At 57.0% G+C, this 25,415-nt stretch carries 17 protein-coding genes; 9 read left to right on the forward strand and 8 right to left on the reverse strand.

All coding sequences use genetic code 11. The annotated features are described in order from the left end of the window. The first annotated feature begins 269 nt into the window (after positions 1-269). Positions 270-1,517 (forward strand): PQQ-binding-like beta-propeller repeat protein, encoded by a 1,248-nt coding sequence (locus SFX18_10690; GenBank protein ID MDX1963612.1) that lies wholly within the window; start codon positions 270-272, stop codon positions 1,515-1,517. Positions 1,518-1,545: 28 nt separating this feature from the next. Here the strand turns inward: SFX18_10690 and proS are convergent, their stop codons facing one another. Further along, positions 1,546-3,144 carry a proline--tRNA ligase gene (proS, locus tag SFX18_10695; protein MDX1963613.1) on the reverse strand — a complete coding sequence of 533 codons (1,599 nt, stop codon included), beginning with the start codon at positions 3,142-3,144 and terminating at the stop codon, positions 1,546-1,548. Between the two features lie 328 nt (positions 3,145-3,472). Between proS and recA the strand changes: the two genes are divergently transcribed. The 3 genes from recA (at position 3,473) to cbiE (ending at position 6,835) form a co-directional block, all read left to right on the forward strand. Next, a complete protein-coding gene (gene recA / locus SFX18_10700; GenBank protein MDX1963614.1) occupies positions 3,473-4,636 on the forward strand; it encodes a recombinase RecA in 1,164 nt (387 codons plus the stop codon). Between the two features lie 363 nt (positions 4,637-4,999). Then, positions 5,000-5,335, forward strand: a complete 336-nt coding sequence (locus SFX18_10705) for an iron-sulfur cluster assembly accessory protein (protein ID MDX1963615.1) — start codon at positions 5,000-5,002, stop codon at positions 5,333-5,335. A gap of 249 nt (positions 5,336-5,584) precedes the next feature. Continuing rightward, positions 5,585-6,835 carry a precorrin-6y C5,15-methyltransferase (decarboxylating) subunit CbiE gene (cbiE, locus tag SFX18_10710; protein MDX1963616.1) on the forward strand — a complete coding sequence of 417 codons (1,251 nt, stop codon included), beginning with the start codon at positions 5,585-5,587 and terminating at the stop codon, positions 6,833-6,835. A gap of 119 nt (positions 6,836-6,954) precedes the next feature. Here cbiE and SFX18_10715 read toward each other — a convergent pair whose 3' ends face one another. The 3 genes from SFX18_10715 to SFX18_10725 all read right to left on the reverse strand — a co-directional run bounded on the left by SFX18_10715 (position 6,955) and on the right by SFX18_10725 (position 11,368). Then, positions 6,955-7,860 carry a site-2 protease family protein gene (locus SFX18_10715; protein ID MDX1963617.1) on the reverse strand — a complete coding sequence of 302 codons (906 nt, stop codon included), beginning with the start codon at positions 7,858-7,860 and terminating at the stop codon, positions 6,955-6,957. 142 nt (positions 7,861-8,002) lie between these two features. Beyond that, entirely contained in the window at positions 8,003-9,184 is a 1,182-nt protein-coding gene (locus SFX18_10720; protein MDX1963618.1) for an HlyD family efflux transporter periplasmic adaptor subunit, read from the reverse strand. A gap of 117 nt (positions 9,185-9,301) precedes the next feature. Continuing rightward, complete coding sequence (locus SFX18_10725) at positions 9,302-11,368, reverse strand: hypothetical protein (protein ID MDX1963619.1); 2,067 nt, start codon at positions 11,366-11,368, stop codon at positions 9,302-9,304. Positions 11,369-11,682: 314 nt separating this feature from the next. On the opposite strand from SFX18_10725, the gene SFX18_10730 reads away from it, so the two are divergent. The 3 genes from SFX18_10730 to SFX18_10740 all read left to right on the forward strand — a co-directional run bounded on the left by SFX18_10730 (position 11,683) and on the right by SFX18_10740 (position 17,555). Next, complete coding sequence (locus tag SFX18_10730) at positions 11,683-12,882, forward strand: PLP-dependent transferase (protein MDX1963620.1); 1,200 nt, start codon at positions 11,683-11,685, stop codon at positions 12,880-12,882. A 175-nt stretch (positions 12,883-13,057) separates the two neighbouring features. Further along, the gene (locus tag SFX18_10735; protein MDX1963621.1) at positions 13,058-13,816 is read left to right on the forward strand and encodes an RluA family pseudouridine synthase; all 759 of its coding nucleotides are present in this window, start codon (positions 13,058-13,060) and stop codon (positions 13,814-13,816) included. 451 nt (positions 13,817-14,267) lie between these two features. After that, entirely contained in the window at positions 14,268-17,555 is a 3,288-nt protein-coding gene (locus SFX18_10740; protein MDX1963622.1) for an organic solvent tolerance protein OstA, read from the forward strand. Between the two features lie 102 nt (positions 17,556-17,657). On the opposite strand, the gene SFX18_10745 is transcribed toward SFX18_10740, so the two are convergent. The 3 genes from SFX18_10745 to SFX18_10755 are packed head-to-tail and all read right to left on the reverse strand — an operon-like array spanning position 17,658 to position 21,196. Beyond that, positions 17,658-20,078, reverse strand: a complete 2,421-nt coding sequence (locus SFX18_10745; GenBank protein MDX1963623.1) for a protein kinase — start codon at positions 20,076-20,078, stop codon at positions 17,658-17,660. Between the two features lie 37 nt (positions 20,079-20,115). Beyond that, positions 20,116-20,577: a four helix bundle protein gene (locus tag SFX18_10750; protein MDX1963624.1), complete on the reverse strand. Its 462-nt coding sequence runs from the start codon at positions 20,575-20,577 to the stop codon at positions 20,116-20,118. Positions 20,578-20,584: 7 nt separating this feature from the next. After that, positions 20,585-21,196 (reverse strand): sigma-70 family RNA polymerase sigma factor, encoded by a 612-nt coding sequence (locus SFX18_10755; GenBank protein ID MDX1963625.1) that lies wholly within the window; start codon positions 21,194-21,196, stop codon positions 20,585-20,587. A 517-nt stretch (positions 21,197-21,713) separates the two neighbouring features. Here SFX18_10755 and SFX18_10760 point away from each other — a divergent pair. After that, positions 21,714-22,562, forward strand: a complete 849-nt coding sequence (locus SFX18_10760; protein MDX1963626.1) for an EF-hand domain-containing protein — start codon at positions 21,714-21,716, stop codon at positions 22,560-22,562. A gap of 156 nt (positions 22,563-22,718) precedes the next feature. Here SFX18_10760 and SFX18_10765 read toward each other — a convergent pair whose 3' ends face one another. Next, entirely contained in the window at positions 22,719-23,978 is a 1,260-nt protein-coding gene (locus SFX18_10765; GenBank protein ID MDX1963627.1) for a hypothetical protein, read from the reverse strand. 247 nt (positions 23,979-24,225) lie between these two features. Between SFX18_10765 and SFX18_10770 the strand changes: the two genes are divergently transcribed. Further along, positions 24,226-25,014, forward strand: a complete 789-nt coding sequence (locus SFX18_10770; GenBank protein MDX1963628.1) for a hypothetical protein — start codon at positions 24,226-24,228, stop codon at positions 25,012-25,014. The last annotated feature ends 401 nt before the right edge of the window (positions 25,015-25,415 follow it).

Consider the following 25,415-nt stretch of genomic DNA (forward strand, 5'->3'; position numbering starts at 1 on the left):
TGATTTTTAAACTCTTTTGAAAAAAAGCATTCAGTAAACGAGATTGCGAACGAGATTTTTTAGAATTTGGCGACACCCCCGTGAAAATGACTATAATTTAGAGTGTCGTTTTGCGTAATTTCCGTAGAGGCGAGTTCCACTCGCCTGAAGAGGCATTTTGCAAGCAACAAGGATTTACTGACTAGCTTATTACAATTTTCCAACCCGCATTCCTTCGGCGACTAAAAGTCGCCGCTACGGTATCCACCCAATTCTCACGAGAGAATCTTATGTTACTCCCAAAAAATGGCTTGCATTCCCATTATTTTGCGCTAGTGGCAATTTGGTTGACGGTTGCCACGGCACAGGCCGAACCGGCCAGCAAACAGCCCGATACGACGGCACAATCAGATAAAACTGTTGAACAAGTCGCGGCCGAGAAGCCAAATTCACCCGCGCCTGATTTAACCCAACCCATCTGGCCGACGACCCCCGCCGAGGCTTGGCCCATCTTTCGGGGAAATTCCCTGGGGACCGGAGTCAGTGGCGACCTTTTGCCGCCGCAATTGGAACTGCTGTGGAAGATGTCCGTCCCCAAGGGAGCATTTGAATGCACCCCCGCGCTAGTTAATGGCATCCTGTATGCCGCCGACTTGGATGGCACGGTCTACGCGCTCAAGGTTGTCGATGGGTCGGAGGTTTGGCGGCGGGACTTTGGCGAAGATGGTTTTAGCGGCGCGGTGGCCGTGCGAGATGGCCTGGTGTATGTCGGCAATCAGGCGGGGCTGCTGCTGGCGCTGGATGCCGCCACCGCAAAAACCGTGTGGGAATACCAGGCGCGTGGGCAATTGTATGGGGCGAACTTTGCCGGGGACCGCGTGCTGTGCGGATCACAAGATGGCGTCTTGCATTGCCTGAATGCCAAAACGGGGGAAAAGCTGTGGACATTTCAAATTCCCGATCAAATCCGCTGCTCGGCCACCATTAGCCAGGGGCATGCTTTTTTGGTTGGCTGCGATGGGCAGTTGCACGTGATTGACATTCAAGAAGGAAAAAGCGTCCGCGATATTCCCATCAATGCCCCGGCTGGCTCGACGGCCGCCGCCGCGGGGGACTTGATTTACTTTGGTACCAGCGCCGGAGAATTTTTGTGCATCAACTGGCGGACCGGCGATACGATCTGGAATTTCCAAGACAAGGCCCGCCAACAGCAAATTTCGGGATCAGCCGCTTTGACCGATAAAACCGTCTTTGTCCCGGGCGAAGACAAAACCCTCCGCGCCTTTCGCGCCAATGACGGCAAGGACCTGTGGAAATACACGTTCCGCGGCAAACTCGACGCCAGTCCCGTGGTCGCGGGGGAACGAGTCTTTATCGGCGCGCATGATGGGCGGATCGTCGGCGTCAACATCGCCAGCGGCAAAAAGGAGTGGGAATATGAAGCGGGGGGTCGCTTTAGCAGCTCCCCTATCGTGGCCGGGGGACGATTGTTTATCTGCAGCGAAGACGGCGTGATTTACTGCTTTGGCAAGAAGTAAGGAGGGGCCGCTTAACAGGTCCAAGTGACTAATACGCCTTTGCAAACACTCCAACCTGCGTGGTCGCCGCGCCCGTAAAGACGCATTTCCCCGGCGTGCCGTTTTCCACGCTGCCGCTCGTGGACCCCGCTGCGCTGCCCACCTCCCCGGCCATCGCCCCCAGACCCGCCAGTTCCCCCGGCAAGGGAATATTCCGTATTGTCACTTTTAAATCCGCTAAAACCTTTTCCGTTTCCGGCCCCTCGGTAAAGTGGCACACCGCGAATCCCCCATGAATCTCCGGCTCGTTGGCGTTCTTGGGCGTAAAATAACTTTTAAACTCCCCTAGATCCTTGATCACCCGCAGATGCTCATTGCGAAACGCCGTCGCGCGGGCGAGCAGATTTGCCTGAATCTCGTCCAGCAACCGCGCCGCCGTCGCCACAAATTCTCCCCGGGGCAGAGACTGCTTTTCGTTGGTCGGTTTATCGCGCCTCCCAACAAACACACCCCCGGCCGCCACATCCCGCGGGCCAATCTCCACCCGCACAGGCACTCCTTGTTTCACATAACCCCAGGCTTTTTCGCCGCCGCGCATTTCCCGCGCGTCCAGGTGCACCCGCAGCCGCTCGCCATCGTAACTTTGTTCGCGCAATTCCTTAACCAGCGACTGGCAATACTCCAGCACCGTCGCTTTTTCCTCGTCATTACGAAAAATCGGCATCAGCACAATCTGCCGCGGGGCCAACTTTGGCGGCAGGACCAGGCCGTCATCGTCGCTATGCGTCATGATGAGCGCCCCGATCAGCCGGGTGGAAACCCCCCACGATGTCGTCCAGGCAAATTCCTCTTTCCCCTCCGCGCTCAGGTATTTGATCTCCTGCGCCTTGGCAAAGTTCTGCCCCAAAAAATGCGACGTCCCCGCCTGTAGCGCCTTCCGGTCCTGCATCATCGCCTCAATGCTATACGTATTAACCGCGCCGGGAAACCGCTCGCCCGCGGTCTTTTCCCCCTTGATGATGGGCATCGCCATGTAATCCGTGGCAAATGTCCCATACACCCGCAACATTTGCAGCGTTTCCTCGACCGCTTCATCGGCCGTGGCATGGGCGGTGTGCCCCTCTTGCCAAAGAAACTCCGCCGTGCGCAAAAACATCCGCGTGCGCAACTCCCACCGCACCACATTCGCCCATTGATTGATGAGGATCGGCAGATCGCGGTACGACTGGACCCACTTGGCGTACATGGCTCCAATGATCGTCTCGCTGGTGGGCCGCACGATCAGCGGTTCCTCAAGCTGGGCGTTTTTGTCCGGAACCAGCGTGCCGTCCGCGGTCTGAACCAGCCGATGATGCGTGACCACGGCGCATTCCTTGGCAAACCCCTCGACGTGATCGGCCTCTTTTTGTAAAAAACTCAGCGGGATAAACAGGGGAAAATAGGCGTTCTCGTGGCCGGTTTCCTTAAACATGCGGTCCAGCACCCGCTGCATGTTTTCCCAAATGGCATAGCCCCAGGGCTTGATGACCATGCAACCCCGTACCGGGGACAACTCCGCCAGATCCGCCGCGCGGATGACTTGCTGGAACCATTCGGGATAATCCTGGTCGCGCGTGGGCGTGATGGCGGTCTTGGCGGGTTTGGACATGGGGTGCAAATTGCAGCAGGTGAATTGTTATCTAAAACTTGTGGAATTGAATCAAATTGTGCCTGAAAAACTGATTTGCACGCAAGGGGAACCGAATTTGCATGAATGAGCTTTCTGGAAATTTGGTATTCAAAAGGAGCCAGTCTTGTTAAATTACCCAAATTGCCGAATGCTAGGTCACCGTTAGTAAAACTGTACATTTTTTCACATTTTTTACCAGGACGACCAAAATCCTCTTGATCCTGAGCCAGTACACCGATATACTGTACATAGGTTTACAGTATTCAGGTGTTACCCACTTTTCGGCTCACTCGGCAAAGAGGTTTTCATGGTCGCCCTCAAAAATCCACCCGCCAAATCCAAAGATCCCATGGCTAAAAAAGACAAAGACGCCGTTAAGGATGCCGACGCCAAAGGCAAGCAATCCGCCAAATCAAAAGACAGCAACGGCAAAGAAGGACAAAAATCCATCTCCGAGGTCAATTCCGCTCTCAAAAACACCATCGCGCTCATCGAAAAAGAGTTCGGCGAAGGGTCCATCATGCCCCTGGGAAATGACGGCCACTTGGCGGTGGAAGGGATCGGCACCGGCAGCTTGTCGCTGGATATCGCGCTTGGGGGGTTTGGCCTGCCGCGGGGCCGCGTCATCGAGATTTTTGGCCCGGAATCCAGCGGCAAGACCACCCTGGCCCTGCACGTCATCGCCCGCTCGCAAAAAATGGGGGGCATCGCGGCGTTTATCGACGCCGAACACGCCCTTGACCCCAGTTGGGCCAAAAAACTAGGCGTGGAGCTAGAAACACTCTTGGTCAGCCAGCCCAGCAGCGGCGAAGAGGCTATGAATATTTGTGAAATGCTGGTGAAATCCAACGCGGTGGATGTGATTGTGATTGACTCCGTCGCGGCCCTGGTCCCGCAAAAGGAACTGGACGGCGATATGGGAGATTCGCATGTGGGCCTACAGGCCCGCCTGATGAGCCAGGCCCTGCGCAAGCTGACCGCCGTCATCAACAAGTCCAAGACCACGGTCATTTTTATCAACCAAATCCGCGAAAAAATCGGCGTCATGTTCGGCAGTCCCGAGACCACGACCGGCGGCCGCGCGCTCAAGTTTTACTCTAGCTGCCGGATTGACGTTCGGCGGATTGGCCAGCTTAAGGATGGGGAAAACGTGGTAGGCCAGCGGGTCAAAGCCAAAGTGGTCAAGAACAAAGTCGCCCCGCCGTTCCGCGTCGCTGAGTTTGACATGATGCACACCAACGGAATCAGTTACGAAGGAGATGTGCTGGATCTGGCCATGAACGCCAAGCTGATCGTGCGCAGCGGAGCTTGGTTTCGGTATGGAGAGGTCCACCTGGGCCAGGGACGCGAGAAAGTCCGCCAATACCTGGTGGATAACCCCGCCATCACCGAAGAACTAAAGGAAAAAATCCTGGCGGCCGGGATCGACGCGGTTGCCACCGCCGAGAGTGGCGGCGGCGGAGAAGAGTAGTAGCGGAATTCACCAGAATTCTAAAGTAGCAGGCACCGTCCCGGTGCCGTAGGCAAATTGATTACTTAGCATCGCGGCGGAACTTTTGCAAGTTCCGCTACGGGAAGCACGGTCTAGCGGAATTCGCTAGAATTCCGTATTTTCAGCCCGCCGCGTCAGCCAGGGAGCCACCCTATCTGGTATTTTTAGCAAATTCCACCACCCCATTTTAGATAAAATAATCCCGAAAATATGCCCTCGGGGCTTTTCCCGGCGACTTAACGGACCACTCTTCGTTTTTTTGGGCCTGCTGCTATAATTTAGACAGAAATGTATGCGAAAAACTTCGCACTTTGCCCCCTTGTTTTAGAGGAGTCACGTCTCATGGCTTTAAAAATTACCGAACGGGCCGCCCAAGAAGTCAATAAAATCATGGACGACCAGCAAATGGATAAATCGCAAACTTTGCTGCGCGTGGGCGTGGCTGCCGGCGGTTGCAGCGGATTTTCCTATGCGCTGGGTTTTGATACCAAATTTGATGAAAAAGCGGACAGCAAGTCGGTCCAGCATGGCGTCAATGTGGTGGTGGACAAAAAAAGCGCTTTGTACTTGGATGCGACAACCGTTGATTTTTACGAAGGTCTGGAAAAGCGCGGGTTTACCTTTGATAACCCCACCGCGACAAAAAGCTGTGGTTGCGGTAGTTCGTTCCAAAGCTAGCGATTGGTTTGCTTTTTTTGCCGGATGCTACTTTCACGGAAAATGTTGCCGGCAATTCGGTTAGGACGATTACTCAATCGCGGGGAACATGCAATTTCGCTGTTCCCCGCGAATCTACTTGCTTGGCGGATTGCCGCGGGCTTTGACACGCTTGACGGGTGACTTGCTTGATCCCTGGCCACGATTCTAAGTGACTTGCAATTAGCTTGGACGCCGATATTTAAGAACTCCTCTCAAAGGTTTTAAACTTTGACCCAACATAAGGTTCGCATTATTGGGGTTGGCGATGATGGCCTAGAGGGCCTGACCAGTAAAGCCCGCGAGGAAATCACGCAGGCGCAGGTGCTGTTGGGTTCGGAAAATACCCTCGCGCTCATCCCCGCCACCACCGGCCAAAGCCGCCACGTCCTGCATGGCAATCTGACCGAAATCGTCGATCGCATCAACGCCGCCGCGGGTCAGCGCACGGTTTTGCTGGCTAGTGGCGACCCCCTCTTTTATGGCGTCGCGCGGTATCTCTGCGACCGTCTGGGGAAGGACCGGTTCGAGGTTCTACCCCATGTCAGCTCCATGCAAATGGCTTTTGCACGGGTGAAGGAAAGCTGGGAAGAAGCGTTTCTTACCAACTTGAATCTGCATGGCCTGGAAAATGCGCTCTCCAAAATTCGCGTCGCGGATAAGGTGGGCCTGTTTACCAGCGAGGAATTTCCGCCGCGGGTCATCGCCCAAACGCTGTTGTCCAACCGGCTGGATTATTTTTACGCGTATGTGTGCGAGAACCTGGGTTCCCGCGACGAGCGCGTGACTCAGGGGGAATTGGCGGAGATCGCCCGGCAGGACTTTTCACCGCTCAACGTGTTAATTCTGGTCCGCAAGCCGGAACGCCCCGACCGGCCAATTGAATCCGGCGCGTTGCGGCTGTTTGGCAATCCCGATGAATGTTTTTTGCAATCGCGGCCCAAGCAAGGATTATTGACTCCCGCCGAGGTGCGGTCGGTCGCGCTCGCGCAGCTAGAGTTATCACCCCATAGCGTGGTTTGGGATGTGGGGGCGGGAAGCGGGTCGGTCGCGGTGGAAGCGGCTAATATCGCCAACCAGGGAACAGTTTACGCGATTGAGCAGGATATTGAGGATCATCAACTGATCGTGGCCAACGCCGAACGCTTTGCCGTCAAAAACCTGCGGCCCGTCTTGGGCCGCGCGCCCGAGGCCTGGGAAAAACTGCCCGCGCCCGACGCCGTGTTTGTCGGGGGGAGCGGACGCGAAGTGGCCCGTCTGGTCGAACTGGTCTATGAGCGGCTGCAACCTGGCGGGCGGCTGGTCTGCAATGTCGGTAGCATCGAAAATCTTTCCAGCGTGCATGAACTACTGAACCGCCGCGTGCCGGACGTGCGGGTCTGGATGATCAATGTGGCGCGCGGGGTGTTTCAACTAGAACGGGTCCGCTTTGACGCGCTGAATCCCACGTTTTTGTTGGCGGTGACAAAACCGGGAAAGTGAGGGGGTGTGAGCTTGAGCCTCTTAATTGGAGAAGTCTGCGTCGCGCTCCGCTGCGCGTCGCAGCTAACCCTCCCGCCTCCCTTCCGCCGATGCCATCGGCGGTTTTGTGTCGCCCCTACTTACCGCCAGCTTGGCCGGTCATCGTCATCGTCCGATTCCCACGGTTGTCGGTCACGGTCGCGCGGGGGTTGGCCAAAATGAATGGAATCAATATCGTCCCCCAACCCTTTAAGCCCGCGATAAATCTGAAAGTTGGTAAAGCCCAGCGAGCCAAACATCAGCATGCCAAAGAGACGCTGTTCGTCATTCCAGCGCAGCAGCACAAAAAGGACCATGGCGACGCAGGCGGCGATGGCCAGTTGCGCCGCCCATAACAGTCCCCGCGGACCTTGGTAATGATAAAACAGTTTTTGCGAGATTTGCCCGCCGTCCAAGGGGAAAATCGGCAACAGATTTAATAGTCCCCAAAAGATATTGATATACAGTAAGTCGTTCAGCAAATAAAGCAACGGCTCCAGGTGGAACAGGCCGGTGACAAAGGTGCCGATCAATGTCGCGGGATCATAAAAAAATAAGACCCCGATATCTCCGCCGGTAGCCATTCCCCACAGGTTGACCGCCATGATGATGGTCGCCGCCAGCAAAAAGCCCGCCCCCGGCCCGGCAAATAAGATCACCAACTCGCTGGTCAGGCTGCGGACCCGCCAGGCTTGCTCCCCCAGGACAAAATCCGGATCATAGCCCAGGTCGTCCGCGGGGTTGTAACTGGCCAGTCCCCCAAAGGCGTAGAGCGTGATGGACGGCCGCCAGCCATAATACCGGATCGCCAGCGCATGGCCCAATTCATGCACCAGGATTGACACAAAAACCGCCACCAACCAAATGAGCACGGGCATCGGCCGGGCATCGCCCGTCAGGCCCATCATCAGGGTGAATACCCAAAACAGCGGATGCACCCGCACGGGAATTCCCGCCAGGCGAAAGTGCAGATCGTAGTTGGTGCGGGCGGGTTCGGTCAGGAACACGGCGGGAATGGATTCTCAAGAGGTAAGTATTCAGAATGGATGACGATAATCAATCGGGCGGGCCAAGGGGGAATGCGCGGGGTGGCCTGTATAGGGTTTGTTTTCTAAAATGGCCAGGTGGAAACGCTATGGATTTATCAGATCACGCCGGGGGTAAAATCATATCCGCGATCAAACCGGGTGAGAGCAGCCACTCGCCCGATTGGGTGTTACGCTGGTTGAGCAACTCGGCCTTGACGCGGTATTCCCCCCCCGCCTCGATCACCGGACTGACAAAGATGATATGCGCGGGAACACGCACCTTTTGGCCCTTGGTCAGCATAATTTCCACTTCGATATCGCGGTTGAGCAATTGCTCGCGGGCAAAGTGGTCGATATTGACATACCCTTCGATCTTCAGTTTTTCCAGGTTCACTACCCGCAGGATAATATCGCCCGGTTTCAGCCATTCTCCCCGATGAGGGCCAATTTCCACCACCGTGCCAGAGATCGGACTAATGATTTGGCGGCGGTTCATGGCCTCTTGGGCGGCTTCCACCTCGACATTTTTGGCTTCGGCGGTCAGGCTGGCCAGCGTCCGTTCCTCGACGGCCCGTTCCGCCTCTAATAACGCCCGCTCATACGTCAGCTTGAGCCGCAAGACTTCGACTTCGGAGACGGAATTTGGAGCCTGGATATTGGCCTGGATGGCCTTGTCCCATTCGGCTTTGGCGACAGCGGCGGCTTTCTTAGCGTAACGTTCATCAATGGTTGATTTGGATTTTTCCAAGGCGGCCTTGGCCTCGGCGGCGGCTGCCTTCTTTTGCAGCCGGGGTTGCATATCGTCCAAATTGCCCAATACTCCCGCCGCGGTTATCTCGCTCCCCTCAATCACATCCAGCTTGACCAACAAACCGGCTTCTTGGGCGGGGACTTGAATATCCTGGCCATCAATCGCCTTAATCAGGCAATTTTGAATGCGGTTGGGATCGCTGAGCGAGCGGGCCTCGCGACGGGCGCGCCGTGGGGAAAATTCCGGGGCGGGGGCCAGGTCGGTGGCGGAGCTATAAGGTGAAATCGCTACGCCAGATGGCGTGCCGCTGCCCGATTGCGGGGCAATTTCCGGCGTTGTGGGGGTATTGGCATCCAACCGCGCTGGCGCCGTGTCTAATGGATTTTGCAAAGGAGACAGCGGCGCGGAGAGAGGGGCGTTAGTCTCGTTGGCATTCCTTTCCGCCGGGGTCGGAGAGCCAAAGGGATTTTGACCCACGGTGGGAAACTGCGTCCAGAGCGCAATTCCCAAGACCAGGCAACAAGCCAGTAATAAGGAAAAAAACTTCGCCATTGGATAAATTCCCTTAAAAAATGTGTTCAACAAAGCTGGTGGTTGCTAACAATCGCCGCGAACCAGGGGGGCGGGAACCCACTCGCCCAACTGCCGCGGCGAAGCTTCCGCCAATAATTAAAAATAGCGAAAGAAGAAGCGGATTTGAATGAACGACAGCAAATCATGAAACCAGGCAAAGCCCAGCGTGGTGTTGCCGCACAGGACCTTGGCCGTGACGCCGGCTCCGGGTCGCAGGTCCGTGATGCCCGCTTGTTCCAGTTGGGCTTTGTCGATGGCAACTTTGATTTGCACCATGTTGCCTTCTTCCCCCTGGGTTTCGGCGATGGTGTGAATTTCCTTAATTGTCCCTTCTAATTCCGAATAGGGATGCGTGGCCAGGATAAACGATACCCGCAAGTCGTCTTGTGCATGGCCGGCTTCGCTTTTCAGTTTTTGGCGGGCGGAAAGGATGTAGCCCATTTTGTCGTCAGGCACATTCAGGACCAATTCCCAAGGTCCGGTGGGATCGGCCATCGTCAGCAATTTTTGGCCCCGCTCGACCGGGCGATTGATCAGTTTATTATGGGCTTGCCAGGTGGTCATCAGGCCCGCCAGGGGACTGGTCACGGCTAGTTGTTGCTTTTCACTGTTAAGCAGATCCAAGCGTTCGTGCAGGCTGTCGATTTTTGCCAGGATGCTGGCCTTTTCGCCGCGGGCCTTGGTTTTTTCGGCGTCGGTCGCGGTATTGCTATTGAGGATATTATTAATGGACTGGACAAACTTTTCCTGGCTTTCGATCTCGCCAATCACGGCGGAAATTTGCTGGTCCAGCTCGGGACTGATCATCTTGGCCAAGAGCGCCCCCTGGGGGACGTTTTGACCTTGTTCGGCCTGGGGCGTGACTTCGGCCACAATCCCCGAAACAGCGGCAAAAATATCCCGTTTGATCGCGGGCTCTAGCGTCCCTTTGGCCTCTAGCTTGAGCGGGTAGGGGATCAAAAACAGGGCCAGCAAAATCCCCACAATCGCCGCCAGCACGGTCAGTGTCTTGGGCAAATTGCGCCAGGCGACGACCGCGCGGGTCTTGCCCAAGGCGCGCCATAATGGCATGAGAAACAGGCTGTTATGCTCGACGGCGTTGGCCAGGGCCAGGGCGCTGTGGTCGCGCACCACCTCCACCCGTCGCTGCATGGCGGTGGAAATGGCATCCACGGCGATTTGCTCGACAATCAGCGCGCCCAGGATTTCTTCTTGCTTGAGCTGGTTGGGCGTGGTTTCGAGCGTGAGTTCGGTCTTGGGCCGGGCCAAGGGCAAGATGGCCAGCAGTTTGGTGTGGGCCTCGTCCACGTAGGCCTCCACGGCCTCTTCCACCTGCGGGGCCAGGTCGGCTGTTTCGCCCGTGTACCACAGGGGTTCGCCGCTGCGGCAGACCGTGGTAGTAAGCTCTTGCAACAGGCGGATCAGGTTTGAGCGCTTGTCAAAGCCTTCTTGGCCGCTGACCGCTTCGATGTGATAATAACCGCCGCGTCGGACCGCCACGCTGACACGGTCGCATTCGATCAGGCGGCGACCTTCATTGGCTATGGTGTAGGCTGTTTCGCGCGGCTGCAAATCGCGATGGACCAGGCGGGTAAATTGCTCTAGCTGGGACCACATGGCCTGCCGCGAGTTAAACTGCCGCAGGCGGTGCGTCTTGAGGTAGTCCCCACCCAGGTCGGACATTTGCAGCACAAAGCGCAGATAGCCGCGTTCGACATTGGGGGCCACGCCGGGGCGGTGAATGATTTCCAGCACACCCTGCGTGTCTTGCTCGTTTTTAAGCGGTCCTAAGACTAGTAAATAGTCCGTGGGGTTGGCGGCGTCCTCGGGATTGCCGGATTGCGGCGGAGCCAGCATCCCCTGCCCGCTAGAAATCACCTTGCGCAGCAGGCGGCCGTGCTGTTCTTGTTCTTCGCGCTTGTTGGCCAGTTGGGTGACCTGCAGGTTGATTTGATAGACCAATTCCAGGCGGTTACCCTCGCCCAACGTCCAAATGGCCCCCCCTTCGGCGGCCATGGCCGATACCACGCGCGTGAGATAACCTTCGTAGAATTCGGCGGGAGCCAGGTCCGACCGTGAAAGTTGCTCAATTTCGCGCACCAGGCTGCGAATTTGCTGGCGCATCTGATCGGCTAGGTCAGGATCGTGCTGCTCGGTGGACATGGCGCGTGGAAAATCCCGAAAGTGTCAAAGCGTGGAAATGGCCGGTAATAAAATCTGAGAGACCGGCCCGCGCGCACTGTTCCCAACGAGAACATTTTGCGCATACTGTAGTTTAACGGATAACTGGGTTGAAGTCCTGACCCGCTCATGCAGTTCTCATAAAATTCAGTTTTTCCACCCCATTTTTTGTTGTTTGAACGGCACAGAGCGCACTTTTTGTAAAATGCGGAGCTTGCCCCAGCGGCAAATTTTCACATAAATATCCCCGGCATCCCCCTCCAACCACCATTTTACACCACGAAACGCTGTTTTTCATGTCCACCTTTGCCAATGGAGAGGATTCCACCCGGCCCCATAGTCCGCCAATTTGGCTTTCCAGCGTTTACCAATGCGCGACGCCGGATCAGGCCAATGAATTGCTAGCGGGGACGACCGCGGGTTATGTCTATTCGCGGGACGGCCACCCCAACTCCACTCGGCTGGCCAACCTATGTAACAAACTGCACGCCGCCCCCCGGGGGGTCGTAACCAATAGCGGCATGAGTGCGCTGGCGTTGGCTTTGATCAGCCAGTGCCGCGCGGGAGAACATGTTTTGCTTAGCGATCAGTTGTATGGCTGCACGGCAAAGCTGTATATCAACGAAGCCTCCCGCTGGGGTCTCTTGTGCACCGTGGTCAATTCCCTTGATCCCGCCGCGGTCGCGGCTGCCTGGACCCCGAGCACACGGCTGCTGCTGGTTGAAACAATCACTAATCCACTGTTACGCGTCAACGATTTGCCAGTGCTAGCGGAACTGTGCCACCAGCGGGGGGGGCTGTTGCTGGTGGATAATACCCTGGCGGGACCGCTCAACTGCCGTCCCCTGGATTGGGGGGCGGACTTGGTGGTGGAAAGCCTGACCAAATTGATGAATGGCCATAGCGATGTGCTCTTAGGTTATTTAGGCGGAACGGCGGCCGTATGGGACCGTGTTCCCAGCGCCCTATCCACTTGGGGTTGGACCGCGCCCCCATTTGAATGCTGGCTGGCGGAACGGGGCTTGGCAACGCTGCGCCTACGTTGGCAAGCAGCGACCCGCAACGCCCACGCGGTGGCCGCCGCGTTGGAAAATGATAACCGGATCGCGCGGGTACACTTTCCCGGGTTGGGGAATCATGCCGATGCGGCAATAGTGCAAAAGCTTTTTACGCGGGCCGGTATGGCCCATCCCCACGATCCGACGACTTCGCTGATTCCCACGGGGACGCTGGTGGCATTTGATTTGCGCGGGGGCTGGGATCTTGCCAGCCGGTTTATCACCGCGGTGGCGGGGGGGATCCCGTTTTGTCCCTCTCTGGGCGAATTGCAAACCACGCTGAGCCACCCGGCCTCCACCAGTCATCGTGGATTATCCCCCGCCGAACGTGCGCGCCTGGGGATCACCGATGGCACCATCCGCCTCTCGGTGGGGACCGAAGAGCCGGAATGGATTCTGGAGCAATTGCGCGGAGCGCTGGGGCAATTAGGGGGATAGAATGAATTCGCGCGCATCCGCTATGCATGCCAGATGGGAACACTGATGAAACTGATAATACTGATTTTCAACGATCAGAATACAAGTATGAACGCGCGGATTTTTTTATTGGGTAAATCGAAGGTTCAAGCTGCTCTGTGAAAAACTCTGTACACTCAGTGCCTCGGTGGCTTAGATGATGCGTCTATCCGAGTGCTTTGAATTACCCAGGCTCTCGCTAACCCGCATGCCCCATAACCAACTCCCGCCGCCCCGCATCATCCACGAGGACAACCATTTGTTGGTCCTGGACAAGCCCGCGGGATGGACGGTTCAAGGAGCCGCGCCTGGACAACCATCGCTGGTCGATTGGGCAAAGGCCGACCTCAAACGCCGCTATCATAAACCTGGAAATGTCTACCTGGGCGTGGTTAGCCGCCTGGATCAAGTGACCAGCGGCGTCATTGTGCTGGCCCGCACATCCAAAGCCGCCGCCCGGTTAAGCAGTCAGTTTGCCAACCGTGAAACAGAAAAAACATATTGGGCGATCCTCGAAGGCCGGGTGCGACCCCCCAGCGGCGAATGGCGGGACTGGCTGATAAAAAACGACCAGCGACAGCGGATGGAGGTAACTTCACCGCACACACCCCACGCGGATGAAGCCGTGTTACGTTATGAAACAAGGCGTGAATTGACTCTGCCGGGGGGCCAAGCGGCGACCTGGCTGGAAATTACTCTCTTGACCGGGCGCAAGCATCAAATCCGGGTCCAAGCCAGCCAGCGAACTTGGCCCATCTGGGGGGATCATAAATATGGCGGCACGCGGGCATTTGCCCGTGAATCGATTGCCCTGCATGCTCGGCGGTTGACGCTGACACATCCCACGACTGGCGCGCGATTGATGTGGACGGCGGAACTACCCGTTAGTTGGCGGATGTTTGGCGACATATCCTAGCATTTTATGCTAGCGTTTTTTTCTGAACTGTTGCGCAGTTTATTGCCTGCTGGAGGGTAAGCTTTCTGCTAGCTGCTTGCGGATTTGCGGAGTATTGATTTAATTCCCTAGCTAGTATTTGCAGGGCCGATGTGGGGAATATCGGCAATTTTCTGTTCTAAGTGTAAGTAGCTGAATCACTTAACTCGCGCATCCGTTTGGACAACCTCCCTTGCCTCCTTTTTGGCGACTTTTTACAATTTCCACCGCTTTTCTGTAAAGTTTTTGCGCGCCGGCGCAAAACGAATTCTCGGTTGGTTCGAGGCTCCGCATGCCGCGGCCGCCCACGAGTTGTTATTTGTAAATTGGCAAGGAAGCACTTCTGCGGTTGTTCATAAGGCAGTTTCAACGCTGGAGTCTGTTAGCAAGCGCTCGCAGGAGCGCGCTGGGTGGCGGTGCGCGCAACGGCAAAATGCATATAGTTGCCAATATCAATGGCAGTCTGTTGGCGGCGGCCGTGACCACCTGGTTGTGGTGCTTAGTGGGCCCATGGCAACCCGTTCTGGCGGAGATTCACTTTGCCCCCGCGGAGCAATTGGAAACGCCCATCACGATCTCGGCCCGGCAAGGCCAGCATTGGCGCGAGGGGGCTTATGAGGTTTGGTCTCTGGGGGGGGATTGCCAAATCACCCAGGGGGGAAATCGGGTGACGGGGAATGAACTGGTATTGTGGATAGAAAATGTCGGCACGCCCACACAGCCGCACTGGCGGATGATGGCGTATGCCGAAGGGCAGGTGACGCTCATTCGTGGTCCCGCCACGGGGACCGCGCAACCAACCCTGCAGCCCAGTGATCAGCAAACTACCGCCGCCTGGTTGGGGCGTTTTTCGTCCTGGCACGAGCCTAGGATACAAACGCAACTTGTGTCCGATTCCTCGCAGCGCAATCGGGTGGACCAGCCTCCGGGCCCGCAGCAGGGGAACGACAACCCAGCGGCATCCTCTCCAAAAGTCGCGTCCTCTGGTGGCTCGGCTGGTCAACTTCCCCGTCCCGCAATCTATGAACGCGCCTGGAATTATTGGGCGTTACCCGCAACCGGGACTGGGTCGAACCAACCGATTTTTCCGGCTCCCCCTGGTCCGCAAACGGGGCCGATTTTGCAACCCGCGGCAGAGGATGCCGTCACAGCCGACCCAGCCACGGAGCAGGCGATCCAACGCACACAATTCGCCGAATTCAACCCCGATCCGCGGCAGTTTCCCGTGACCGGGCCAGTGGCCACCTCCGCGGGTCCGCGGCGGGTGCAGTTTTTTCCCCGCAGCGCGGTGCCGTTACAGATCGACTTTCAGCAAAGCCCGGGGGGCGTGGAAAATATATTGACGATCAACTCTGGCGTGCAGGTCCGAATCGATGGCGTGGCGGGGACAAACCCCGCATTGGGTAATTTGGGGACGATCGACCTGTCAGCGGATCGAGTGGTGGTCTGGTATCAGGGGAACTTGGCGGAGGCCGGGGATGGCTTGACGCAGGCGGGGGACGCGCCTTTGGAGATTTACCTGGAAGGGGATATTGTCTTTCGCGAAGGGGACCGAGTCATCTATGCTCAGGCCATGTATTACAACGTGCGGTTGCGCAATGGCGTGATCCTAAACGCCGAATTGCTCACGCCGGTGCGGAATTACGCCGGGCTGGTGCGCTTGCGGACGAACGTGCTGCGGCAACTGGACGAATCCCGCTTTGCCGCCGAAGGGGCGTCGCTAACGACCAGCCGCCTGGCCATGCCAACGTATGAATTTCGCGCGGGGGAATTGACGATTGTGGACAATCAAGTGCCGCTGCTTGATCCGCGCACGGGACAACCGGCCATCAACGCGCTCACGGGGGAGCAATTAGTCGATCATCAGCAGCAGGTCACCAGCACCAATAACGTCGTGCTGGCGGGGGGAGTACCGGTTTTTTACTGGCCACGACTGGTCACCGACCTGGAAAATCCCACCTACTTTGTCGAGGACGTGAACATTGGCAACGACCAGGTCTTTGGCACGTATGGCACGGTGACCTTTAACGCTTATCAAATATTTGGCATCTCACGTCCGCCGGAGGGGACGGATTGGGAATTTGACCTGGGCTATATGAGCGAACGGGGATTTAACGCGGGGACGCGTTTTACCTACAGCCAGGACTTTTTATTCGGCCAAGAGGCGCCGGTCTTTGGTCTGTTTGACGCGTTTTATGTCGATGATAGCGGGTTGGATACGCTGGGGACGGATCGCGTGGGTCTGATTCCAGAAGAAGACCAGCGCTATCGCCTGTTGGGCAAGCATCGACAACTGCTGGACAACGGCTGGCAAGTCACGGCGGAATTGGGGCTAATTTCCGATCGAAATTTTTTGGAGCAATACTTTGAGCGGGAATGGGACGATCAAAAGGACCAAATCACCGGTATTGAACTTAAGCGTACATTTGATAACCAGTCGCTGGCACTGGCGGTCGATTATAATCCCAACGACTTCTTCCTGCGAACGTCGCAACTGCCTCGGCTGGACTACTTTGCCCTGGGGCAGTCGTTGTGGGAGGACCGCCTGACGACCTATGGGCATGTGACGGGGGGCTACACGCAACAGCGCAGGGCGACGACCCCCACCGCGCCGCAAGATGCCGCCACGTTCAGCCCGCTACCGTACGAGGCGGACACCAATGGCGAGCGGTTTGCCTGGCGGCAGGCGCTGGAATATCCGCTGGCCGTGGGAGATATCAAAGTTGTCCCATTTATCCTGGGGGAGGCGGCGCACTGGGGCGAAGACCTCAGCGGCAACGACCTGCAGCGGGTGTACGGTCAGGCGGGCGTGCGAACCACGCTGCCATTCTGGGCCCTCTATCCCGAGGTGGAAAGCGAACTATTTAACGTGCATGGCCTGGCGCATAAGGTCAACTTTGACATGGAATATTCTTACACGGATAGCAGCCAAAATGTCGAGGAATTACCGCTATACGACGAAATCGACGATGACAACGTGCAGCATTTTCGGCGACGGCTGGCGTTTCAAGATTTTGGCGGACCGGCGCCGGTGCCAGCCCGCTTTGACGAGCGCTTTTATGGCGTGCGGCGGGGCCTGCAGGATAACGTGACCGGGCCGATCGAGATCGTGGACGACCTGTCCGTCGCGCGGCTGGGTCTGCGCCAACGCTGGCAAACCAAACGTGGTCCCCCCGCCAACCGGCGCATCATCGATTATGTCATTTTGGACACCCATTTTGAGCTTTTCCCCGATGATGACCAAAACTTTGGTGAAACGGCGGGGCTGCTGGACTATGACTTTCGCTGGCATGTCGGCGACCGGGTCACGCTGATGTCCAGTGGCGCGGCGGACTTTTTTGGCGATGGCCAGCGATACTTTAGCGTGGGAGCGCAGCTCAACCGTCCCGCGCGGGGAAATATCTATGTTGGGTTTCGATCGTTGGAAGGACCGATCAGCAGCAATATCCTCTTGGCCAGCGTCAATTACCGCCTCAGCCCCAAATGGGTCGGCTCCGCCGGGCTGAGCTTTGATCTGAGCGATAATGGGTATCTGGGCCAGTCGCTCAGCTTGACGCGCATCGGCGAATCGTTTTTGGTCACGGCGGCGTTCAACGCCGACCAAACCCGCGACAACATTGGCGTGATGCTGTACATTGAACCGCGCTTCTTGCCCAAGACGCGCTTTGGCAAGCGAACCGGCCTGGAGGTCCCGATGGCGGGCCAGTATGGGCTGGAGTGATGAAAGAGAATTACGTCACACCATATCACCCTGGAATAGAGCCAAAATTGCTCGTGAAATGTAGTCCAAGATCTTGGAATGTAGCTATCGCTTAAGCTCCCCTTATTCCCCCGGGCGGGGTCGCAGCCGCCGGGCGGGTTGCAGGGGACGACGCGTCGCCAGCCGCGCTTGCTCCAGCGCCTCGCGCTCTTTGACCACGTCCGGCACAGCGCGGTATATCTCCGCCAAGGCCAGCCAGTGCTCCACCTCTAGCCTTACCAAACCCTGCAATGCCAGCGGCGGCAATTGCAAAGGCGGGCTTATTTCCCGCTGAATCGCGCGGATCGATTGACGTAATAGCGTTTCCGCCTCCGTCGCGGACTGATGGCGAATTTTTGCCTGGGCGTATAACAGCCGCAGCGCTGCCAACTCTAATTGAAACTGGGGCCGCTGCCGCACGAGCTCTTCCGCCAGTTGTTCCGCCCGTGAAAAATCTTCACTCGCCCGCCGCCAGTCCCCCGATTTATCCCGGCATAACGCCCGCTGCACCAGGGCCTGCGCCAACAGCGCGCGGTTAAGACGAGTCCCTTCCCGCCGCGCCAGTCCCTCCGCCATTTGCACGGCTGTCGTCGCCCAGGCCAGGGGGGTTTGCGCAGCCTGTGGGTCGGCGGCATTGGCCAATTGGGCTGAATCGATCAGCACCTGCACCCATTCCCGCTGCCAAGCGGTCTGTTGTTGTTCGGCGGGGATTAATTCGTCCCACAACTCCCGCGCCGTGGCCAGGGCGGCGCGGGCTTGCTCGGTCCGGCCTAGGCGGCGCTGAATTTGCGCCACGCGGTGGTACGCGCGAATCGCCTCGCTTTGCAGCGCGCCGTGGGTGATGTTTTGAGAGGCGAATTTTTGGTAAAAGTCCAGGATACCGGTCAAAATTTCGGCTTCCTCGGCGGAATTTCTTTGTTCCAAAAGACCATCACGGAGGGCATCGGCCAGACGTAGGGCAGGGGCCGGACGCAGCAGTTCTTCCAGCCACGCGGCGCGATATTCGCCCGGGCTGTCGCTAAATTTTTGAAACAGGTCTTCAAAGGCGGCTAGCGAGAGCCGCACATTGCGATCAGCGCTTTGCGTGGCGACTTCGGCCTGATACCGCAAAACGGATTCGCGCGAAAGGGCGGAGGTCGTTTGCCAATAGCCGATCCACCCCACCACCGCCGCCAGCACCAACGAAGCCAACGCGGCAAAGATCAAGCCGGAGGTAAGCTGATTGCGGCGGCACCAGTGCCAGGCTATCGTAACGAACGAACTGCGCCGCGCGGTAATCGGCCTCCCGTTCAAAAAATTGTGCAAATCCGCCGCTAGTTCTCCCGCCGTGGCATATCGCTGCTTCGGTTCGCGGGAGATGGCCTTCAGGATAATGGTCTCTAGGTCGCGGGAAATCGCGGGGTTGGCCTGCCGAGGCGGCGGTGGCGAAGTCTCGCTAATTTGTTTGAGCAAAGCGACTGGCTGCGTCACCGTGTACGGCGCGCGAAAGGTGAATGCCTCGTACAACGTCATCCCCAGCCCATACACATCGCTTTGCGGCGTCGCGGGGGCGTGCTGCAGGCATTCCGGAGCCAGATATTGCAACGTGCCAATGATGTCTCCCGTCGCCGTTAGCTCGCTATCGTTGACCACCTTAGCTAGGCCAAAATCCGTCAGCCATGCCAGTCCCTCCTGGTCAATCAATACATTGGCGGGCTTGAGATCGCGATGCAGCGTTCCCTGTTGATGCGCATAATCCAGCGCTTCGGCAATCTGTGATCCCCAACTGGCAATTTGCCGCAAATACGCGGACATGCCCAACTCACATACATACTTGGGCGGATCAATTTCCTGCATCCGCAAGGCCCGCTCCCAGGATTGCCGGGAAGAAAGCGGAGCCGGAGAAAAATCAAGTTCTCTCGATTCCACGGGCGCGTCGGTGGAAGAAATCGGGGTGGACGCCCTGGTGTCCCGCTGTCCCGGGCGCTCGGTGGCAGGAGCGGACTTCTCGTTTATCTTTCCGCTCTTTTGCCGCCGCGCAAGAATGCACCGATCGAGTCCCTGGCCCGGAATTAATTGCATCACATAATAATGCAGCTCTTGTTCACTGCCGACGCCAAAGATCGGCACGATATTTGTATGGTGCAGCCGGGCGGCCGCCCGCGCTTCACGCTGAAACCGCGCCACACGGGCGCTATTCTGCAGAAAATGGGCGGGCAAGATCTTGATGGCGACCCGACGGCCCAGCGATTCTTGCAGGGCCTCGTAGACCACGCCCATGCCGCCGCGGCCGATTTCGCGAATGAGGCGATAATCGCCGATTTGCCGGGGCGGGGCAGCGTCGCCGGTGACGACGTCAGATAGCTTGCAGCGTTCGAGTAGGGCCACCGCGGGGAGCATTTCCGCCAGTTCACTGGCCAGTTCGGGGTAGCGCTCGGCGTATTCGCGCAGTGTGGGCGATTCTCCGCGGCGGCACCGCGCGGCGAATTCCTCGGCCAGGAGATCAAGGGGATCGCGATCGGACATTTTGGAGAGGTGGAGGAATGGAGGAATGGAGTTCCGTTTACTTTTTTCGTTTGGAATTCGCATCCTTTTTTTGCAAAGACGAACGCAGTTTACGCAGTTGCTTACCTAACTGCTGTAGCTTGAGATAAAGCTGCTTTGCTAAATCCCTATTCCCCAGTTTTACTCTTTGGGAATAGATGAGTTGAGTCTCAACCTCGACCAATGAGCCCCCGGCGATTGCCAAATGCCGCAGCCAAACACGGGTTTTTCCCGTTGCGTAACCCTCGGCGATATTAGAGGGTATGGACAAAGCCGCGCTACGAATCTGGGAGGTTAACCCAAAAAGTTCCGACTTGGGAATTTTCTCCGAGTACTGGCGAATCTCCACCGCAATCTCCATTGCAACTTTCCAGACTTCCAAGTCACGATAACTTTTTAATCCCATAGTACACCTCAAGAAAATAAGAACACAAAAAAACGGCAACTCCACTCCTCCAAACTCCATTACTCCAAACTCCACTACTCCCTCACTCTCCCAACGCCGCTTGCAATCGCGCCAGGGCCCGGACGTAGCGCTTGCTGGCGGCTTGCTTTTGCAGGCCCAGTAGCTCCGCCACTTCGTTATTAGATAATTCCTCAAAGTGCCTTAGCGTCAACACTTCGCGGTCCAGCGGTTCCAAGGACGCCAGAGCCGTCTCTAACTGGCGCACTAGCTCCGCTTGGACCGCAAACTGGCTGGGCGTGGCGATGCGCGCGGCAAATTGCTCGGCCAGACAAAGCGAACTGGCCGCCGGCGCGTAGGCCTGTTCCCACGACTGTTCGCGCCCCGCGGCGCGCATCTGCGCCCCCAGGTGTTGCCGATGCACGTCAATCAGGCATTGCCCCGTGATCAGCCGCAGCCAGACGCCGATGGAAAACCCGGGCTTGCTTAAAAAGTGGGGCAACCGCTCTTGCGCGTCGATGTACGCCTCTTGCAAAATGTCGGAGGGGGACACCCGCCCCGCCAGCCGGGGATCGACCCGCAGCTCGATCATGCGCCGCAGGGCGGGACGTTGACGATCAAACAACTGCGCCAGCGAGTCGCGGTCTCCCGCCGCGAGCTTGGCTAGTAACTCTTCATCCGCCACGGGACTGTGCATGTTCTATCTCACGATAAGGAAGCGTCGCTAGAAAAAAGAAAAGCTAGTCACCTGGGCAGCGCGTTCTACGCCTTCGGAGCACTGTCAGGTTCAGCCAATTATCGCGTAATTGGCGTTTGACCCAGGAAAGAACCACTAAGGCAAACCTAGTACTAATTAACCTTGGCTGACAAACTTAGGTCTCGCTTGATTTTGCTACATTCCCTAATTTCTCCAAATTTCCGGTTTTCCTATAGGCAATAGCCCGCAGAGGACACTGATTTTAGTGATTTGCGCGGATCAGCGGGGAGATTCGCTCACTTAACTTTATCAGTGTTCATCAGTCTAATCTGTGTTCTTTTTTTTCTTCACGGATTCCGTTTTCTTTCGCCCAGCGGCAAAAATTCCGGCGACTCGCGCGTCTTCTTCCGTTTTTTAAGTCAGAGGCCTGGCTGACGCTTTGTCGATTCCGACCCGCCCTTCGTTCGGGCAGCGCGGCCAGTTGGGGATAATTTCTTAGGGAAAAGGAACATTGCCGATGCGCACACACCGTCGATTCTTGTTGGAACAATTGGAAGCCCGCCAAATGTTGGCCGGCCACACCCTGGGTTCGCTCATGCCGCCGCGACCCGGCAATCTCGCGGGGGCAAATGGCGGCGGAACAAATCAGGTTGGCCCCCAGCACGCTGGCCAGCCTGGGCATGGGGCCGGACAAGGTCATGTGGCGGAGAATCTGTTTAAAAGGCTGGACACCGATAAAAGCGGCGGCCTGTCACTGGAGGAGTTTGCCGCCGGAGCGCGGGAGGACCGCCCGGAAAACGCCCCTACGCCAGAGGAAATTTTTGACAAATTGGACAAAAACGATGATGGCAATTTGACGTTGCGCGAATTTACGATCCGCCCGGATCATCGGCCCACGCCGGCGCAAATTTTTAAGAAGCTGGACACGGATGGCAGTGGCGGCTTGTCACTGGAGGAGTTTGCCGCCGGAGCGCGGGAGGACCGCCCGGATAACGCTCCCACGCCGGAAGAAATTTTTGCCAAGCTGGACAGGAACGACGACGGCAACTTGAGCTTCCGCGAATTTTCCACCCGGCCCGATCCGCGGCCCAATCCCTTGCAAGCGTTTAAGAAATTGGACACCGACGGGAGTCGTGGTTTATCGCTGGAGGAATTTGCCGCCGGAGCGCGGGAGGACCGCCCGGAAAACGCTCCCACGCCGGAAGAAATTTTTAACAAGCTGGATAAGGACGGCGATGGCAACCTGACCCTGCGCGAATTTACCGCGTTGCGGCATCGGCACGGGAATGGGGGAGAGTCCGGTGATAGCTCGGCGACTAGCACCATTCGCCAAGCGATCTTTGCCAGTCTCACCCGACGACGCTAAGCGGAGGGGAGGGAAGAAGAGTGGGTAGTGGGTAGTGCTGAGTGGACAGTGGGAAGAATAGTGGTTAGTGGACAGTGTTGAGTGGGGAAGCGCAAAGTTACTATCCACCACCCACTATCCATTATCCACCACCCACTACTCACTACTCACTAAACACTACTTCCCCGCCATGGCGGCGGCTAGGATTTTGCTCGTGCTGGGGCGCATGATCCGGGGATCGACCTCTTTGCCCCCTTGCAGGGTGGCGCGGATGTCCTTGCCCGAGATGGACCACGGCTTTTCTTCTTTGTGCCGTTCGCACAGATCGACCCGCCCAATAGACTCATAGTACGCGGCAAAGCCGACCTTGATGGGGTTGATTTTTAGGTCCCCTTTGAGCTTGCTAAAAATCTCTTGCGCGTCAAAGTCCCCCCAAATGGCCGTGCCATCGGCATACGGGGCGTCGGCGTGCTTGCGCCCGATCACAATATCGGTAAAGCCAAAGTTCTGCCGATAAATGCCATGCATGACCGCTTCCTTGGGCCCGCCATAAAACATTTTGATATCCAGGCCAAGCAGAATCACGCGATCCGGCACGGATTCCTTTCGCGCGCTCCACAGACTCGTATCGCTGTCCCCTTCCCCCAGGCCGCGTTGGTTGATGAGCGCTTCGTAGGTTTGCATACGGATTTCGGCGTTGACATCATCCCCCTTGGTCTCGCCAATGAGGGGGTTCAGGCACGCGCCGGCGTTATGCCCTTCGCGTAGCAGGTGTTCCAACCCATAGACCAGGGCGTATTCGTGTGCCCGGTGCAGGGGGTTGCGGGTTTGAAAGGCGACCACGCGGTTCCAGCCCTTACTGGCCAGCAACTGGCGCACTTCCGCCGGCGAGAGGACGTATTTGCCGAATTTGGCGTTTTTCGGCTGGGGAAGCACTTCGACCTCGCCACCGAGCAGATGCGTTTTTTCGGCATCATTCTTTAACACCATGTCGCCGCCAGGGTGGTCTGTCCGTTCTGTCAGATAGACACTCTTGAGGTAGCGCGGTTTATCCCAGGGAAAGATATCGTTGATCGCCAGTGTGGCGACCAGCTTTCCAGCGGAATTGACCAGCGCGACCTTTTGGCCGGTTTTTAACGAACCAGCCTGTTCGGCGGTGACAGGCAGCGCTAGGGGAATCGTCCAGGCGTATTTGGCCCCGTTATGGACAATGTGCTCTTCGTCCAGCACGCGGTTGTACGTTTCGGAATTCATAAATCCGACGAGCGGGCTCAGCCCCCCATCACCCAGTCGGTAGACGGTTGACAGGTCGGCGTCGCTGACGGGGATTTTGACCAGCGACTCGGCCCCGGCGGTAAACGAGGAAATTTGGTCGGCGGGAACGGTGCGGTTGACCGGCGCGGGCAGGTCGCCATGGGGGGGAATCAAATCAGGCATGAAACTCTCCAAAATTGCAAAAAACGTTGACTCACGGACAGGTGCCAATGGTAAAATCCTAGGAATAAGCCGTTGAGTATAGAAAGTTAGGGGCGAAACCTCAATGGAGGCGGCATTTTCCTGGTAAAGATGCGAAAATGACGCTAGCAGGTGGTTCTTGTCTTGCGACTTACATAATTTGTTAGTGGCATTTGTAATGTGGTTTGAACTTACTTGTTTTCCAGAGAAAATTACCCAACTCTTAACCATGCCAATTTTTTTTCATCGCTGTTATGCTGCTCGGCTGATTGTAACCGTTGTGGCATATTTATTTACTGATCTTACTGTAATAGCTTCCGAGCAATCCCCACAAGCCAAACTCGCCCTCGCCCCGCTACAAACCCTCGTGGGGGAGTGGAAAGGGGTCGGCCTGCCCAAACGTGGGTCGAATGTCGGCGCCTGGGGAGAGACCGCCGCTTGTGCCTGGAGCTTTACGCCGGACCAAACCGCGCTGCGGCTGGAATTGACGGATGGCAAATACTTTTCGCAGTTGCTGATCACACCCGGCGAAAAACCCGACCAGTTTATGATCGCAGGAACCCTGCCCGACGGCAAAACCATCGAGGATTACGCCGCCACGCGGGATAAAGAAGGGACGCTGGTATTGCTGCGCAAAACAGCCGAACAACCAACTACAACCGCTGCGCAGCCCCCGGACCAACCCCAGAAACAACCCGCGGACAATCCACCCCCCACCGACCGACCCGCGCGCATCACCATCAAGACTCTGGCGGAGGGGGACCGGCTAGTGGTCCTGTACGAACGCGCCGCCGGAAAGCAATTTTCACGCCTGGCGGAAGTCGGCCTGACGCGCCTGGGCGGGAATTTTGCCAAAGGGGCCGCCGGACCAGAATGCATCGTCACGGGGGGGTTGGGAACAATTGAAGTGAGCTACCAGGGGAAGACCTACTTTGTCTGTTGCACCGGTTGCAAAGAGGCATTTGAGGAAGACCCGGCCGGAATTATCGCGGAATATCTGGCCAAGAAAAAGAAATAAGCCCCGTGCGCGATCGTATGTGCCATCCGTTCGACGGGACTGTTGTGGTTGGTTGTTGGCTCTTACTCTCCTACCGCAGATGGCACTGGAGTGTGCAGCGTGCCAAACGCCCACTGGATGGAGCGGAGGTAGATCAAGAAGTGTTTTCTGCAGCTAAGCGGTCATGGAACAAATTACTTGGCTACCCGGTTAACGACCAGGGCTCCCCGTTGCCGGCAGCCGATTCTCACTGCAGTAAAAACAATTCCCCTTTGTAGGCGAGTCGAATTCACGTTTGGCAAAAGCGTGATTCGCGGATAATCTAGTATTATTAATTTAAATTCGCTTTGACAAATATACTTGCCAGGCAATTTTCCGTGCACATCTTCACCCTGATGGTAGGATCGTTAGGCTGTCATTAA

It is taken from the genome of Pirellulales bacterium, assembly GCA_033762255.1.
Classification (GTDB): Bacteria; Planctomycetota; Planctomycetia; order Pirellulales; family JALHPA01; genus JANRLT01.

Bases quoted from the DNA above. Each gene is read 5' to 3' on its own strand.
- SFX18_10730 (MDX1963620.1), top strand. From the start codon at position 11,683: ATGTCCACCTTTGCCAATGGAGAGGATTCCACCCGGCCCCATAGTCCG.
- SFX18_10760 (MDX1963626.1), top strand. From the start codon at position 21,714: ATGCGCACACACCGTCGATTCTTGTTGGAACAATTGGAAGCCCGCCAA.
- SFX18_10690 (MDX1963612.1), top strand. From the start codon at position 270: ATGTTACTCCCAAAAAATGGCTTGCATTCCCATTATTTTGCGCTAGTG.
- SFX18_10740 (MDX1963622.1), top strand. From the start codon at position 14,268: ATGCATATAGTTGCCAATATCAATGGCAGTCTGTTGGCGGCGGCCGTG.
- SFX18_10765 (MDX1963627.1), bottom strand. From the start codon at position 23,978: ATGCCTGATTTGATTCCCCCCCATGGCGACCTGCCCGCGCCGGTCAAC.
- SFX18_10705 (MDX1963615.1), top strand. From the start codon at position 5,000: ATGGCTTTAAAAATTACCGAACGGGCCGCCCAAGAAGTCAATAAAATC.
- recA (MDX1963614.1), top strand. From the start codon at position 3,473: ATGGTCGCCCTCAAAAATCCACCCGCCAAATCCAAAGATCCCATGGCT.
- SFX18_10735 (MDX1963621.1), top strand. From the start codon at position 13,058: ATGATGCGTCTATCCGAGTGCTTTGAATTACCCAGGCTCTCGCTAACC.
- SFX18_10755 (MDX1963625.1), bottom strand. From the start codon at position 21,196: ATGCACAGTCCCGTGGCGGATGAAGAGTTACTAGCCAAGCTCGCGGCG.
- SFX18_10745 (MDX1963623.1), bottom strand. From the start codon at position 20,078: ATGTCCGATCGCGATCCCCTTGATCTCCTGGCCGAGGAATTCGCCGCG.
- SFX18_10770 (MDX1963628.1), top strand. From the start codon at position 24,226: ATGCCAATTTTTTTTCATCGCTGTTATGCTGCTCGGCTGATTGTAACC.
- SFX18_10725 (MDX1963619.1), bottom strand. From the start codon at position 11,368: ATGTCCACCGAGCAGCACGATCCTGACCTAGCCGATCAGATGCGCCAG.
- proS (MDX1963613.1), bottom strand. From the start codon at position 3,144: ATGTCCAAACCCGCCAAGACCGCCATCACGCCCACGCGCGACCAGGAT.
- SFX18_10720 (MDX1963618.1), bottom strand. From the start codon at position 9,184: ATGGCGAAGTTTTTTTCCTTATTACTGGCTTGTTGCCTGGTCTTGGGA.